Source organism: Oribacterium sp. P6A1, assembly GCF_000702885.1.
GTDB lineage: Bacteria > Bacillota > Clostridia > Lachnospirales > Lachnospiraceae > Oribacterium.
The window spans coordinates 261,909-276,327 of record NZ_JNKO01000001.1; the positions used below are offsets into that span (position 1 = coordinate 261,909).

At 43.7% G+C, this 14,419-nt stretch carries 12 protein-coding genes; all 12 read right to left on the reverse strand.

The features are described 5' to 3' along the window. Positions 1-17: 17 nt before the first annotated feature. Positions 18-1,412 (reverse strand): magnesium transporter, encoded by a 1,395-nt coding sequence (gene mgtE, locus T515_RS01095; protein WP_051671298.1) that lies wholly within the window; start codon positions 1,410-1,412, stop codon positions 18-20. A 316-nt stretch (positions 1,413-1,728) separates the two neighbouring features. After that, entirely contained in the window at positions 1,729-2,286 is a 558-nt protein-coding gene (gene yfcE / locus T515_RS01100; protein WP_036606542.1) for a phosphodiesterase, read from the reverse strand. A 35-nt stretch (positions 2,287-2,321) separates the two neighbouring features. Continuing rightward, positions 2,322-2,444 carry a hypothetical protein gene (locus tag T515_RS18135; protein ID WP_278245391.1) on the reverse strand — a complete coding sequence of 41 codons (123 nt, stop codon included), beginning with the start codon at positions 2,442-2,444 and terminating at the stop codon, positions 2,322-2,324. A 163-nt stretch (positions 2,445-2,607) separates the two neighbouring features. After that, positions 2,608-4,413, reverse strand: coding sequence for an arginine--tRNA ligase (gene argS, locus T515_RS01105; RefSeq protein ID WP_036606544.1), 1,806 nt, complete (start codon positions 4,411-4,413; stop codon positions 2,608-2,610). Between the two features lie 97 nt (positions 4,414-4,510). After that, complete coding sequence (efp, locus tag T515_RS01110) at positions 4,511-5,068, reverse strand: elongation factor P (protein WP_036606547.1); 558 nt, start codon at positions 5,066-5,068, stop codon at positions 4,511-4,513. A gap of 261 nt (positions 5,069-5,329) precedes the next feature. Then, complete coding sequence (locus T515_RS01115) at positions 5,330-6,379, reverse strand: aldose epimerase family protein (protein ID WP_036606549.1); 1,050 nt, start codon at positions 6,377-6,379, stop codon at positions 5,330-5,332. Between the two features lie 152 nt (positions 6,380-6,531). Next, positions 6,532-7,473, reverse strand: a complete 942-nt coding sequence (locus T515_RS01120) for a transketolase family protein (protein ID WP_036606551.1) — start codon at positions 7,471-7,473, stop codon at positions 6,532-6,534. After that, a complete protein-coding gene (locus T515_RS01125; RefSeq protein ID WP_036606553.1) occupies positions 7,461-8,300 on the reverse strand; it encodes a transketolase in 840 nt (279 codons plus the stop codon). Before T515_RS01125 ends, T515_RS01120 begins: the two co-directional genes overlap by 13 nt. A gap of 130 nt (positions 8,301-8,430) precedes the next feature. Beyond that, the gene (fsa, locus tag T515_RS01130) at positions 8,431-9,084 is read right to left on the reverse strand and encodes a fructose-6-phosphate aldolase (protein WP_036606555.1); all 654 of its coding nucleotides are present in this window, start codon (positions 9,082-9,084) and stop codon (positions 8,431-8,433) included. 106 nt (positions 9,085-9,190) lie between these two features. Further along, positions 9,191-10,681: an L-fucose/L-arabinose isomerase family protein gene (locus tag T515_RS01135; RefSeq protein WP_036606557.1), complete on the reverse strand. Its 1,491-nt coding sequence runs from the start codon at positions 10,679-10,681 to the stop codon at positions 9,191-9,193. Between the two features lie 183 nt (positions 10,682-10,864). Next, complete coding sequence (gene xylB / locus T515_RS01140) at positions 10,865-12,331, reverse strand: xylulokinase (RefSeq protein WP_036606560.1); 1,467 nt, start codon at positions 12,329-12,331, stop codon at positions 10,865-10,867. Between the two features lie 30 nt (positions 12,332-12,361). Continuing rightward, positions 12,362-14,365 (reverse strand): right-handed parallel beta-helix repeat-containing protein, encoded by a 2,004-nt coding sequence (locus tag T515_RS01145; RefSeq protein ID WP_036606563.1) that lies wholly within the window; start codon positions 14,363-14,365, stop codon positions 12,362-12,364. Positions 14,366-14,419 lie beyond the last annotated feature (54 nt).

Genomic DNA, 14,419 nt, shown 5'->3' on the forward strand with positions numbered 1-14,419 from the left:
TGCACTTTTTTATCCGCTCAGGCAAGATTCATCATTCTGATGAGGAAAACCCATGCAAGACCATAATATGTAACTACCGCCACAAGGTCGTTAAGGGTGGTGATAAGCGGTCCTGAAGCAACCGCAGGGTCAATGTTCAGCTTATGGAAGAACATAGGCACCAGGGTACCCACAAGGCTTGAGATGACCATGGCGAGAAGCAGTGAGATACCAACGCAGGCCGAGATCAGAAATGCCTCATTCCATCCGTATCCCTTTACAACCGTGATGTATATTCCAAGGAAGATCACTGTCATGACTCCAAGGAGCATTCCGTTTCCGATACCTACCTTTGCCTCTTTTACAACCAGCATAAGCTTGTCTTTGCCCTTCAGATTCTCATCCATAAGAACACGGATGGTCACGGCAAGGGACTGGGTTCCCACATTTCCCGCCATATCAAGTATCAGGGACTGGAAACAGATGACAATGGGAAGAATCGCTACAACGCCCTCAAAGGCACCTACCACAGTGGAAACGAGCATTCCCAGGAACAGAAGCACTATGAGCCATGGAAGGCGCTTTTTGACGCTTTCTCCCGTGGTTTCACGAAGGTCCTCCTCCGAAGTGAGACCACCCAGCTTTGCGTAGTCATCTCCCAGCTCATCATCCACAGCTTCTATCACGCTCTGTGGAGTAAGTATGCCCACCAGTTTTTTATCTGAATTCAGGACCGGAAGAGAATCCTCTTCGTAGTCCTTTATTCTGTCGATACAATCGGAAATCTTTTCTTTATCCAGAAGGTACGGATATGAATAGGATATGATGGAGTCCAGTTCATCTGTTTTTCTGGCAATGATAAGGTCCTTAAGGTCTATGGTTCCGCAATACTTCCCGTCTTCGTCATTGACATAAATGGTTGAAATATTGTCATTTTCACCGGCCTGACGTATCAGCTCCTGAGTCGCCTCGGGTATGGTAAGATTCTTTTTTATCTCGATGTAGTTGGTGGTTATCAGGCTTCCGATTTCGTCATCATCATAGGAATTGATGAGGTTGATGTCCGCCTTTACATCTTCATCAAGGTAAGAGTTTATCTCGCTCTGTGTGCCTTCATCCAGCATCTCCAGAATGTCTGCAGCATCATCGGAATCCATCTCGTTGATGAAGGCTGCTATCTGCTTTGCTCCGAACTCCTTTATATATGGCTTTGGATCATCCACATAGGCAAAAACTTCGGAGCACCACTCTGTTCCAAGTATGGAGAACAGGCGTCTTCTTTCTGAAGGTTCAAGCTGTTCAAGGCTCTCTGCGATATCATTATCATGATAGTCTTCGAGCTTTGCTCTCAGTTCCGCATCGGAGCATCCGCTCCTTATAAGCTTTACTATATCGTTTACAAATACAGGTTCGTTCAATATCTCTTTATTCATTTCAAGCCTCCTCTCCGCCCTGAAAAAGGGCGCAAAAAATCCATCGCGTAATTACACAACAGATGTGAAATGTCGTGAAAATAAACGATGGATGAGACTTAATGAATATGAGGCAATAAAGCCTTACAGAATAAGGGTATACAAACAGACACTCTGAATACCCACAGTCTGTCCATCGTTATGAAATATTCGACTTCGACTATCACAACTGTCCATTTGTATCCTCCTTTTATTTATTAATGCAATGTGTTATATGCCGCATACAAGCTTATGACAATTTTTTGTCAATGTCAAATCGTGAAGATTTTCTTCAGGATCATCCCAGTGTTATGCTCTTGATAACCTGTCCCTCGAAATCATAAACTGTGAAATCATCACCGTCCAGAATCGCATAGCTGTTCGGATTTCCACCCTTTGGAAGTGATGTGCTTCCCGGATTCAGATGATAAAAGCTCTTTCCGTCCTTCTCAAGCTTTTCAGCCTTAAGTAAGTGGGTGTGACCATGAAGCAGTGCATCTCCGTCCATAATCGGAGGAAGTTCCTCCTCATTGAAGAGGTGACCATGTGTGGTGAAAATGGTATGTCCGTTAAGCACTAACACTGCATAATCAGACATGATAGGGAATTCAAGGACCATCTGGTCTATTTCCGCGTCACAGTTTCCACGTACTGCCCAGATACGGTCCTTCAAAGGATTAAGAATAGAAATCACATCTTTAGGTGAATAGTCTTTTGGGAGCTCGTTACGAGGTCCGTGATAGAGGATGTCACCCAATATAACAAGGCGCTCGGCACCGCTCTCGGAAAATGCTTCAAGAGTCTTTCTGCACCAGTATGCAGAGCCATGTATATCACTTGCGATAAAGTATTTCATTTTTCTTTCTCCTTTTAAATAATTTGATGGACCGTTTAACAAGGGTCAACTCTGGTTCTGATAACCAGAGTTGATTTCCCTTCGGGAAACGGTTTTTCTTTCAGAAAAACCGCCATGACGGTCAGAGTTTTTCTGAAGAAAAACTCTTCCACTGCCATATCGTTCCGGAGTTTTCCTGAAGGAAAACTCTATTCTACTTGGCCGTACCCGCTGGGTCCTCACCGGTTCTGAGACCGGTGAGGATTTTGCTTCGCAAAACAGTTTTTCTTTCGAAAAACTGCCATATCGTTCCGGAGTTTTCCTGAAGGAAAACTCCTACACTCACATTCTCTCAGGTGCGCTGAATCCCAGGGTGTTAATGCAGGTGTTGAGTACCTTCCATGTGAGCATGAGAAGAGCCATATAGCCCTGCTTCTTTGCTGTATCCTCTTCACTGAGGAACTTAACATCATGATAGAAGCTGTTGAATGCATTTGACACTTCATAAATATATGAACAGATACGGTGAGGAGCCAGATCCTTCCATGCGCCGTTTATCTCATCATGATATCTTGTGAGAAGTGTCTCCAGTGTCCGTCCGCTCTTATCTTCGATAGGAAGGATAGCGAAATCCACTGCATGATCCCTGATATAATCCTCTACCTTCACATCTCCTGATACACCCTGCTCCTCAATGAACTTACGGATGATAGAGCTTATACGAACGATGGTATAAAGGATATATGGTCCTGTATTTCCTTCAAATGAAGTAAACTTATCAAGATCAAAGATGTAATCCTTTGTAGCCTGGTTGCTGAGATCTCCGTACTTAAGAGCTGCAAGTCCAACGATGGAAGCGATGTTCTTTGCCTCTTCCTCTGTTATCTCATCACCTCTTGATTCTCTGATTCGCTCATAAACCTTATCGTTTGTCTCTCTGATGAGGTTCTCAAGACGGAGAACACCGCCCTCACGGGTCTTAAATGGCTTTCCGTCCTTACCGTTCATGGTACCGAATCCGATAAACTTAAGCTCCTCCTCAGGTCTCACAAAGCCTGCCTTTCTTGCTACTCTGAAGAACTGGGTATAGTGAAGAGACTGACGGCTGTCAGCAATGTAAATGTATCCGTCCGGCTGATACAGCTTTTCACGCTCGATGATGGTACCAAGATCTGATGTGGCATAAAGAGCACCACCATCTGACTTACGAACCATACATGGAGGAATCTCCTTAGGATCTGATTCTTCGCAAACATCTACAACGAGAGCTCCCTGTGACTCATAGGCAAGTCCCTTGTCCTGAAGATCCTGAATAAGTCCCGGAATATAAGGCTGGGCATCACTCTCCCCCTTCCAGAGGTCGAAATGTACATCCAGATTTCCATAGTTCTTCTTAAGGTCTGCAACAGAAACTGCCATGATCTTCTTCCATACCTCACGGTACTTGGGATCACCCTCCTGAAGCTTAACAGTTGCTGTATGAGCACGCTCTGCAAACTCAGGGTTCACGAGAGTACCGTCCTCATTCTTATCCTTTGCCTTTTTAGAAGCAAATGGGTAGATTTCCTCAAGCTGTGAGATATTGAGATCTTCATCAAGCTGTCCTCTGTCCTCAAGCTCAGCGATGATAAGTCCCATCTGAAGTCCCCAGTCACCGAGATGAACATCACCGATGACCTCATTACCCTGCTGCTTTGCCATACGCTTGATGGTCTCGCCGATAACAGCCGAACGAAGGTGACCTACATGAAGAGGCTTGGCAACATTGGCTCCGCCGTAGTCAACGATGATTTTCTTTCCCTCATGGGCATCCAGACCCAGATCCTCATGGAATGTCATCTCATTAAGATATTTCTTAACCAGCTCTCCTGAGAGGTTAATGTTTATAAATCCCGGCATTACGGCTGTGACCTCTGAAAACATGACGGTATCGTCACGCTTCATGTCCTTAAGTTTCTCAACAACCTCATTTGCGATATCTATGGGCTTCTTATGATACTGCTTTGCGCCTGCCATGGCACCGTTGCACTGATACTCACAAAGATCAGGACGATTGGATATAGTTATTTTTCCAAGTTCTGAATCATAGCCTGCAAGTGCGAAACCCGTTCTTACAGCATCTCCTATAACATTAAGTATTGTAGTCAATGTAAAACTCCTTTTTAATTTTTATAAAAAAAAGGTTTCCTTTCGGGAAACCTTTCTCAAAACGGAGATTTCTCCGTAAATCTTTATTCAGGATATATTAGCCACGAGACTCGTACTGACCTGTCTGTGTAGAAACGATAACCTTGTCTCCGATGTTTACGAAAAGAGGTACCTGAATCTCTACGCCTGTCTCAAGTGTTGCAGGCTTTGTAGCACCTGTAGCTGTGTTGCCCTTTACACCCGGCTCAGTGTGAACAACCTCAAGAGTAACCTTAAGAGGTGGCTCTACTGCAAATACCTTACCCTGGTAAGAATCAACACGAACTGTCTCGTTCTCCTTAACGAACTTCATTGAATCAGCAATCTCATCATGTGAAAGTGCGATCTGCTCGAATGTCTCAGGGTTCATGAAGTTGTACATCTCACCATCATCGTAAAGATACTGCATATCCTGTCTGTCGATATGTGCTGGCGGGAACTTCTCTGTTGGACGGAATGTACGCTCTGTTACACCACCGTTGATAACGTTCTTAAGCTTTGTTCTTACGAAAGCTGCTCCCTTACCTGGCTTAACGTGCTGGAACTCAATGATCTGAACAACCTGGCCGTCGATCTCGAGTGTGACACCGTTTCTGAAATCACCTGCTGATACCATAAAATCCTCCTAAATAATGAAACCACCGAATATTTCTATTCTGTTTTTATCTAATTTTTATTAAATAATAGTGCTTTGTGGCTTCATAATAAGCCTCTACTGGCATTCAAGCTCACAAAATACTGACATATTTTAATATATAAGTATTATTATTGCAAGACTTTTCTGAAAGCATATTTGTTTTAGACCTTTAGACCTTTAAGCTTTCAACAGTACGAGAGAACCCGTGTCTTTAAATCAGAGTCTTAATTAATGCCTGTTTTATGAAAATCTGTATACTGTCCTGCTCTTCGCTGTCTCTCCGCCCTTTATGACAGGCTGTGCGAACCGAGGTACATTGATCGCATTTGGGAAGTACTGTGTTTCCAGACATACACCGCCGCGATGAGGTATCTTCTCACCCTTCAATCCTGTTACATCACCCTTAAGGAAGTTTCCTGTATACACCTGAAGCCCAGGAAGTGATGTATAGACCTCCATATTACGTCCGGTTTTGTCGTCATGAAGCTCTGCAGCGAAAAATACATCCATGTTTTCCTGAGAATATCTCTTGCAGACATCCTTATGTGAAAGCACGTAATTATGGTCATAACCACCGGTATATTTTAGTTCCTCGAAATCAGCATCAATCCTGTATCCGATTTTGCATGAGGCACGAAAATCCATCGGTGTACCGGAAACAGAGCATATATCACCATCCGGAATTGACTCTTTTCCTCCGGGAGTAAAGCATTCAGCATCAACCTTAAGCATTCCGGAAAGAATAGTTGTATCTTCCCCAAGATTAAAGTAAGAATGATTTGTGGGATTGAACAGAGTATCCACATCACTCTTTCCTTCATAATCGATGATCAGTGCATCATCCTCTGTAACAGTATATGTGACGCAAAGATGCATCTCACCCGGAAATCCCATATCACCATCGGGACTTTCAATTTCAAAAGTCACGCTGTTATCGGTAACCGTGCTTATCTTCCAGTCACGGAAGCAAAGACAGTCCTTACCGCTATGGAGATTATTGTTACCGTCATTTTTCTCAAGATCGTAGGTCTTGCCGTTTAATGTGAACCTGGCGCCGCCTATTCTGTTGCCGACACGTGCCACACATGCCCCAAAATAGTATGGATTTGTTTCATATAACGATTTATCCTCATACCCAAGCACCAGATGTCTGTCTCCGTTACCTTCTTCATAAGTAATATCTTCTACCGTAGCTCCGAGGCTCAGAACTTTAACTGTTACTTTAGTTCCTTTAATATAAACTCTTTCAACTTCTCTGCCTGATGGCAGTGTAAATTTCTCCTTTTTCATACTTTTCCCTCCAATAAATAAGGAACCCCCCTTTTCGGACGGTTCCCCAGAAACAAAACAAGATACTTCTCTATATCAAATCAATCTATGCATGAAAAAATCACGCTCAAAATCTTATATTGCCAGAGTCAATGTTTCGTTGTTAATGTATATTATTTCAATGCATCCTTAACCTGCTCTGCGATACCAACAGCATCAAGCTTATACTTATGAAGCAGTTCCTTCGCCGGGCCTGATTCTCCGAATACATCCTGCATTCCTATCTTGGTTATCTTCACAGGGTACTTTTCAGAAAGAACCTCTGAAACTGCAGATCCAAGACCTCCGATTACAGAATGCTCTTCTACTGTAAAAATCCTTCCTGTCTTTTTAGCAGCAGCGAGTACAAGTTCCTCATCCAGCGGCTTGATAGTATGAATATTTATCACCTGAACGCTGATGTTTTCTTTTGAAAGCAGCTCTGCCGCATCCAGAGACTCAGAAACCTCGAGACCTGTAGCTATGATAGTGCAGTCACTTCCGTCACGAAGCTCTACACCCTTTCCAATCTCAAACTTATAATCAGGCTTATCATTGATAACAGGCACTGCCAGACGGCCAAAACGGAGATATACAGGGCCTTCATGCTCATATGCTGCAAAAACAGCGGCTCTTGCCTCAACAGCATCAGATGGGTTGATGATTGTCATGCCAGGGATTGCACGCATGAGAGCGATATCTTCGTTACACTGGTGTGTGGCTCCGTCCTCTCCTACTGAAATACCTGCATGAGTAGCACCGATCTTGACATTGAGCCTTGGATATCCGATGGAATTACGTACCTGCTCAAAAGCTCGTCCTGCTGCAAACATAGCAAAAGAACTGATAAAAGGTACATATCCGCAAGTCGAAAGACCTGCTGCCATGGATGTCATGTTACACTCTGCGATACCGCAATCTATATGACGCTCAGGAAATTCCTTTTTAAACACGCCTGTTTTGGTGGCTGCTGCAAGATCCGCATCAAATACAATGACATTTTCATGCTGCTTACCAAGCTCAACCAAAGCATTTCCATAACCATCTCTGGTAGCAACTCTCTTTACTTCTGACATAACGCTTTACCTGCTTTCTCCAATTCTTCCATGGCAATCTTGTACTCTTCATCATTAGGAGCTTTACCATGCCAACCAACCTGATTCTCCATATAGGATACGCCTTTACCCTTTAATGTCTTGGCAATGATAACTGTCGGCATACCCTTGGTCTCTCTGGCTTCTTTAAATGCTGCGCGGAGCTCGTCAAAATCATTACCGTTTTCTACATTGATAACATGGAAATTGAAAGCTCTGAACTTCTCATCTATAGGATAAGGTGAACATACTTCACTCACAGCACCGTCGATCTGGAGATTGTTGTTATCCACAATTACAACCAGGTTATCCAGTTTTCTGTGACCTGCAAACATCGCAGCTTCCCAGATCTGTCCTTCCTGAATCTCACCATCTCCTGTTAATGCATACACGCGGTAATCCTTTTTTGAAAGCTTACCTGCAAGTGCCATACCAACAGCTGCTGAAACGCCCTGTCCCAGAGAGCCTGATGACATATCTACTCCTGGAATGTGCTTCATATCAGGATGTCCCTGCAGATAACTTCCGGTATGACGAAGTGTCAGAAGATCTTCAACCGGAAAATATCCTCTGTTTGCAAGTGCCGCATAGTATCCAGGAGCAGTATGTCCCTTTGAAAGAACAAATCTGTCTCTGTTCTCATCTTTCGGATTCTCCGGATTTATATTCATCTCTTCAAAATAAAGAAATGTAAATATCTCTGCCGCAGAAAGTGATCCACCCGGATGACCTGCCTTTGCACTATGTGTCGATGATACAATGCCTTTTCTGACATTCACAGCCATCTTCTGTAATTCTATATTTTCCATCTACATACCTTCCTTTTTAAATGTCATTGAGCCTTATCTCCTTTAAAAGCATGTTTGCAACTATTTCTCTATGATACACACACATAGAACAAATTGGCTACACATTTTCTCAAAAAAAACAGAAAGGCTTTTACTCTCCAAAAACTGCTATATAGTCTTTCTTGAATTTTTCGATACCGGCATCAGTAAGCGGATGTTTTGTCATAGCTTCGATAACCTTGTAAGGAATGGTTGCGATATCAGCTCCGGCAAGAGCACAATCAGTTACATGTATCGGATTTCTGATTGATGCTGCAATTATCTCTGTCTCATATCCATAGATGTCAAAAACCTGTGCTATCTCACGGATGAGATCAACACCACGCACACTTATATCATCAAGACGGCCGAGAAATGGTGATACATATGTAGCTCCGGCATTGGCAGCAAGGATAGCCTGGTTAACATTGAAGATCAAAGTTACATTGGTTTTGATTCCTTCCTTAGAGAGAACATTGGTGGCCTTTAAGCCTTCAACGGTCATAGGAATCTTAACTACCATGTTAGGATGGATCTTGGCGATTTCACGGCCTTCTCTGATCATGCCCTCAGCATCTTCAGTTGTTGCCTTAACCTCACCACTGATAGGACCATCTACGATAGAAGTGATCTCGCGGATTACTTCATTGAAATCACGTCCTTCCTTTGCGATAAGTGAAGGATTGGTAGTAACTCCGCAGATTACTCCCATATCATTTGCTTTTTTAATTTCCTCAACATTTGCAGTATCAATAAAAAATTTCATAACTTCCTCCATTTGTTTTTAACGTCTCATCATAAATGAGCGGCAGAACTCCTGCCACTCACTTATTATAGCTTTAATTTGATGTTTTAAATTATTGAATGATCATTTATTTGAAAGGATTCTCTGTAGGATATGGCAGAGATGCAGGCTGGTTGTAGTTGAGATCCTCTACAGGTACGCCGATATACTTGAACAGATCATAGAGTGCACTTCCGTAATGTCCAAAAGCAACTGCACCGTGATGCGGATAGTTCTTCTCGATCAGAACGTGGCGATAGAATCTGCCCATCTCAGGTATTGCAAATACTGCAATACTTCCAAAGGAACGAGTAGCAACAGGAAGTATCTCACCTTCAGCAACATATGCACGGAGAAGTCCGTCTGAAGTACTCTGTAAACGATAGAATGTTATCTCACCCGGAGCGATGTCACCCTCAAGTGTACCATTTGTAACCTCTTCAGGAAGTGAACGAGCCATGATCTTCTGGTTTCTCATCTCACATGAAGACATTTTCTTAGAGCAGGTATTGCCGCAGTGGAAGCCCATGAACGTATCACTGTGCTTGTAGTCAAACTTGCCCTCTATGGATTCCTTGTACATATCCTTAGGTACGGAATTGTTTATATCAAGAAGTGTTACGATATCATCACTTATGCAGGTTCCGATAAACTCTGAAAGAGCTCCATAGATATCAACCTCACAGCTTACAGGAATGCCACGGCCTGTGAGACGACTGTTAACATAGCAAGGAACAAATCCGAACTGTGTCTGGAATGCCGGCCAGCATTTTCCTGCAATAGCTACATACTTGCGATATCCCTTATGTGCATCGATCCAGTCAAGAAGTGTAAGCTCATACTGAGCAAGCTTACGAAGGATTTCCGGCTTCTTGTTGCCTGTGCCGAGCTCCTCTTCCATATCCTTAACAACACTGTCGATTCTATCATCATCAGCATGCTTGTTAAAGGCTTCAAAAAGGTCAAGCTCTGAATTTTCTTCAATTTCTACACCAAGATTGTAAAGCTGCTTGATAGGAGCGTTACATGCAAGGAAATTCTGTGGACGAGGTCCGAAAGAAATTATCTTCAGCTCAGAAAGACCGACCATGGCCTTTGCAATAGGAACAAACTTGTGAATTTCCTCTGCGAGATCCTCTGCATCACCTACAGGATTTTCAGGGATAAATGCCTTGACATTTCTGAGTCTCAGATTGTAGCTTGCATTTAAGAGACCGCAATAAGCATCTCCTCTTCCATCCTGTAAGGAATCCTGTGTCTCCTCAGCTGCTGCAAGGAAGATCTTTGGACCGTCAAAATGCTTTGCAAGAAGTGTTTCTGAAATCTCAGGTCCGAAATTTCCGAGATATACACAGAGGGCATTGCAGCCTGCCTTCTTGATGTCTAGAAGCGCCTCAACCATCTGTATCTCGCTCTCAACGATACAAACAGGGCACTCATAAATCTCCTTTGTGTCATACTTCTTTCCATATGCAGCTACAAGAGCCTTACGACGCTCTACTGAGAGGCTCTCAGGAAAACAGTCACGGCTTACAGCCACGATACCAATCTTTACTTCAGGTACATTTGCAAAACTCATATTATCTCCATTCCGTTGCCCATCAGGCAGCACTTACCAATATCATTTGATATTTGAAGTGAATCACAAGATCTTTGTCACTCACATTTTTTTACTTTTTCGACTCACATAAAACAGTGTCATAAACGTGTGACGTATCAAATAAAGTGCATCATACTATTCAGATACACTTACATATAATGTTCAAAGTTTCCCATATACATCCTTAAGTGCCGGATAGAGCTTACGGAAACTCCGGTATCTTTCTTCATATTTCTTAACAAGCTCAGCGTCAGGTTCGCAGGTACTCTTCACTGATACGATGGCATTGGCCGCATCCTCAACAGTTGCATATTTTCCATCAGCTACCATCGCAAGCATTGCGCCGCCCATACCAGGGCCCTCCTCACAGTTCGGGATATCGATGCTGATGTTCAGGATATTGGCTATCATCTTCTGCCATAAAGGACTCTTGGCACCTCCGCCGCAGATCATGGAATGTTCAAGACTTATACCCGCTGACCTTGCAGCTTCATACATATCCCTTGTGGCAAATGCTACGCCCTCAAGGACTGCCTGAACCATATCCTCTCTTTTTGTATCAAGGCCCATTCCGACAAAGGCGCCTCTCGCCATCGGATCATTCCATGGACTTCTTTCACCCATAAGATACGGCAGGAAGTAAACATGGTTTTCACCAAGCTTAACTATATCTTTCTGTTCCTCAGCATACCTGTCGGTTTTCAGAATATTGTCCATCCACCATTTATTGCAGGAAGCTGCTGAAAGCATGCACCCCATGAGATGATACTTTCCATCTGCATGGGCAAATGCATGAAGCGCATTGTTTGCATCAACCCTGAAACAATCCGATGTGATAAAGATGGTCCCGCTGGTTCCAAGGGAAATGTTACACTTGTTCTTTCCAACGGTTCCTGTACCTACTGCTGCCGCAGCATTATCACCTGCTCCTGCTGCAATCACAACATCCCGCTTCATACCAAGGCTGTCTGCAATCTCAGATTTAAGATATCCGACTGCCTCATAGCTCTCATAAAGTTTCGGAAGTATGTCTTTTGTAATTCCGCAAAGTTCACACATAGGCTCTGACCAGCATTTATGCTCCACATCCAGAAGAAGCATTCCTGATGCATCGGAATAATCTGTAGAGAAGCTTCCTGAAAGCTTATATGCAAGATAATCCTTAGGTAACATTATTTTTTTTATTTTTGCAAAAAGCTCAGGCTCATGTTTCTTCATCCAGAGGATCTTTGGTGCGGTAAATCCGGCAAATGCTATGTTTCCCGTATAACCGGAAATCACCTTCTTACCGATAGTCTCGTTAAAGTAAACAACCTCTTCCTGCGATCTGCCATCATTCCATAGAATTGCAGGTCTGATAACATTGTCATCCTCATCCAAGGCGACAAGTCCATGCATCTGCCCGCCGAAACTGATTCCCGCTATTTCCTTGGGATCAACTGCATGAACCAGTTTCTTTAATCCATCAAGAGTCTGCCTGTACCAGTCCTCCGGATTCTGCTCGCTCCAGCCAGGCTGAGGAAATGAAAGCTCATACTCTCTTGAAACCACATTTTCGATCTTACCGTCTTCTCTCATGAGAAGAAGTTTCACAGCCGAGGTTCCAAGGTCAATTCCTACATAGTACATATTTTTTACCTATCCCCTTATATCAGTTCTTTAAAAAAGTTTCTTCTTTAGCTGCTCCCCGCAAGCAAAGGGTCCCGCAATCGGACATACTTCCCTGTGATCACCAAAGTAGTCTTCATTGAAAATGATCTCACTGCCGTCCGGATTTTCAAATCGCATCTCCGGTTCAAATGCATAGCCCAAAGTGGCTGTTGAAACGGTTCTTACATTCTTTTCAGGAAGATACTCATAAAGGTTTGTCTCAAGAACCGGTTCTTTATCGCTGCCTGTCAGCCTCCATTTGACCTTATGTGCATCATCCACATAGGCGTCCTTTTCCATATCGCCGCTTTCTGCACCGTTGAAATACAGATTGCCTGCTGCATCCACAGGGAAATGCTCATAATATTTATCCTTGGCACCCTCATCGGAAAACTTCCACGGGCCAAAATTCTTTAAGTACTCTTCTGTTGTGGGATATCCGTTATAAACAGAAAGACCGCACACAAAATTGTATTCCTTCTCTGTCTTGGTTTCCTTTGCGTAATCCTTATAATCCTGAAGGATGTCGGGCTGGAGGAAGATGTTGTTGTAGAAACGCATATCACCGTGATTAAAGGTCATAAAGCCTGCCACATCTGTCTTGTGAGGCACATGATATGGCGTATAACGTGGTGTAGGAAGATATGCACCTCCGTTTTCAACTCCGGCATCAACATAAGTGATAGCCCCGCCTATCAGATTATGAACACAGGCTATACCCTGAGCACTGATACGCATTGACAGTGGTGAAAGGAACAGATTGTTGTCGAGAAGTGTGGGGCCATGAGATACCTCTACCCAGATATCCTCACCAAGTCCCAGAAGACTTGTGATCTTTATGCCCTTCGGCGGCGTATTGTCATGGAAAAGGCTCTGTGTGACCCTTGTTCCCTGTGCCTGCCAGTCAAGCCACATTCCTCTTGTGCAGTGATGTATATGATTTCTGCGGAAGATAACATCGATTGCAGCATGCATCTTTATACCGCCGATTTCCGCTCCGGCGAGATCCTGCTTATTGTTGATGTTATGTATATGATTATCCTCGATAATAGAAAAGGCTCCGCCAAGATGACCTACGATACCGGTCTGTCCGCAATGATGTATATGACAGCGGCGGATGATATGTGAACCTACTGTCTCCTTTGACCATCCTTCATTGACAGCCTGCATCACACAGTCTCTCTGTGTCTGAGTGCCATCCTTCAGGCCGAAGCGTGTCCACTTGTTGTCATTTTCAGGCTGAAGATACTTTCCGAGACTTATTCCCGAGCATCTTGAATCACTGATCTCGCAATCCTCGATGATCCAGCCCTTTGACCAGTGAGGCCCCACCATTCCGTCCTGATATGCAGTTGGCGGTGCCCAGGTGGTTGCTGCTTGTTTGATAGTAAATCCGGAAACTGTAATATAGCCTATCCCCTCTTTCGATGGCATAAAGCAGTTTCTGCGGACATTAAACTCCATATCATGCTCTCTCGGATCTGCTCCGAGGTTTACATAGATCAGAGTATCATTGCCATCCTGCTCCGTATACCATTTGCGTACAGAAACCTCTTCAGGTTCCCATGACATAGGAGCCGGTTCCGGATTCAGAAGCTCCTCTTTCTTCATTACCTCGTAAAGCTGTACCCCATCCATATAGACTTCACCGGTATGTACAGGAAGCTCTGCAAAGTACCAGTCTCCCTTTACCATAGTTGTGTAAGGATTGTAATCACCGAAAAGTCCATTGCCGATCCGAGCCACATAAACATTTCCTTCAGCATGCTCCCATCCCGTAAGCTTTTCTGCGCCTGTGATTACTGCCTCCCCGGGTTTTTCCGAACGATATACGATACGTGCTTCCTGTGTTCCTGCGTGAGCTGGATTTACATACTCACGGTAAACTCCGGGAGCTACTATTATTTCATCACCTGGCTTTGCTATCATTGCCGCCTCGGAAATCTTTTTGAAAGGTCTCTCTTTAGTGCCATCACCACTTCTGAAGGCTTTCTCTGACACATGATATACCATATTGTTTTTTCCTTCTCTTTCATTTATTTTTCTTCCGGTTCTCAGGAGACCGTA

Coding starts and splice junctions, on each gene's coding strand:
- mgtE (WP_051671298.1), bottom strand. CDS start 1,412: ATGAATAAAGAGATATTGAACGAACCTGTATTTGTAAACGATATAGTA.
- yfcE (WP_036606542.1), bottom strand. CDS start 2,286: ATGAAATACTTTATCGCAAGTGATATACATGGCTCTGCATACTGGTGC.
- T515_RS18135 (WP_278245391.1), bottom strand. CDS start 2,444: ATGGCAGTGGAAGAGTTTTTCTTCAGAAAAACTCTGACCGTCATGGCG.
- efp (WP_036606547.1), bottom strand. CDS start 5,068: ATGGTATCAGCAGGTGATTTCAGAAACGGTGTCACACTCGAGATCGAC.
- T515_RS01115 (WP_036606549.1), bottom strand. CDS start 6,379: ATGAAAAAGGAGAAATTTACACTGCCATCAGGCAGAGAAGTTGAAAGA.
- T515_RS01120 (WP_036606551.1), bottom strand. CDS start 7,473: ATGTCAGAAGTAAAGAGAGTTGCTACCAGAGATGGTTATGGAAATGCT.
- T515_RS01125 (WP_036606553.1), bottom strand. CDS start 8,300: ATGGAAAATATAGAATTACAGAAGATGGCTGTGAATGTCAGAAAAGGC.
- fsa (WP_036606555.1), bottom strand. CDS start 9,084: ATGAAATTTTTTATTGATACTGCAAATGTTGAGGAAATTAAAAAAGCA.
- T515_RS01135 (WP_036606557.1), bottom strand. CDS start 10,681: ATGAGTTTTGCAAATGTACCTGAAGTAAAGATTGGTATCGTGGCTGTA.
- xylB (WP_036606560.1), bottom strand. CDS start 12,331: ATGTACTATGTAGGAATTGACCTTGGAACCTCGGCTGTGAAACTTCTT.
- T515_RS01145 (WP_036606563.1), bottom strand. CDS start 14,365: ATGGTATATCATGTGTCAGAGAAAGCCTTCAGAAGTGGTGATGGCACT.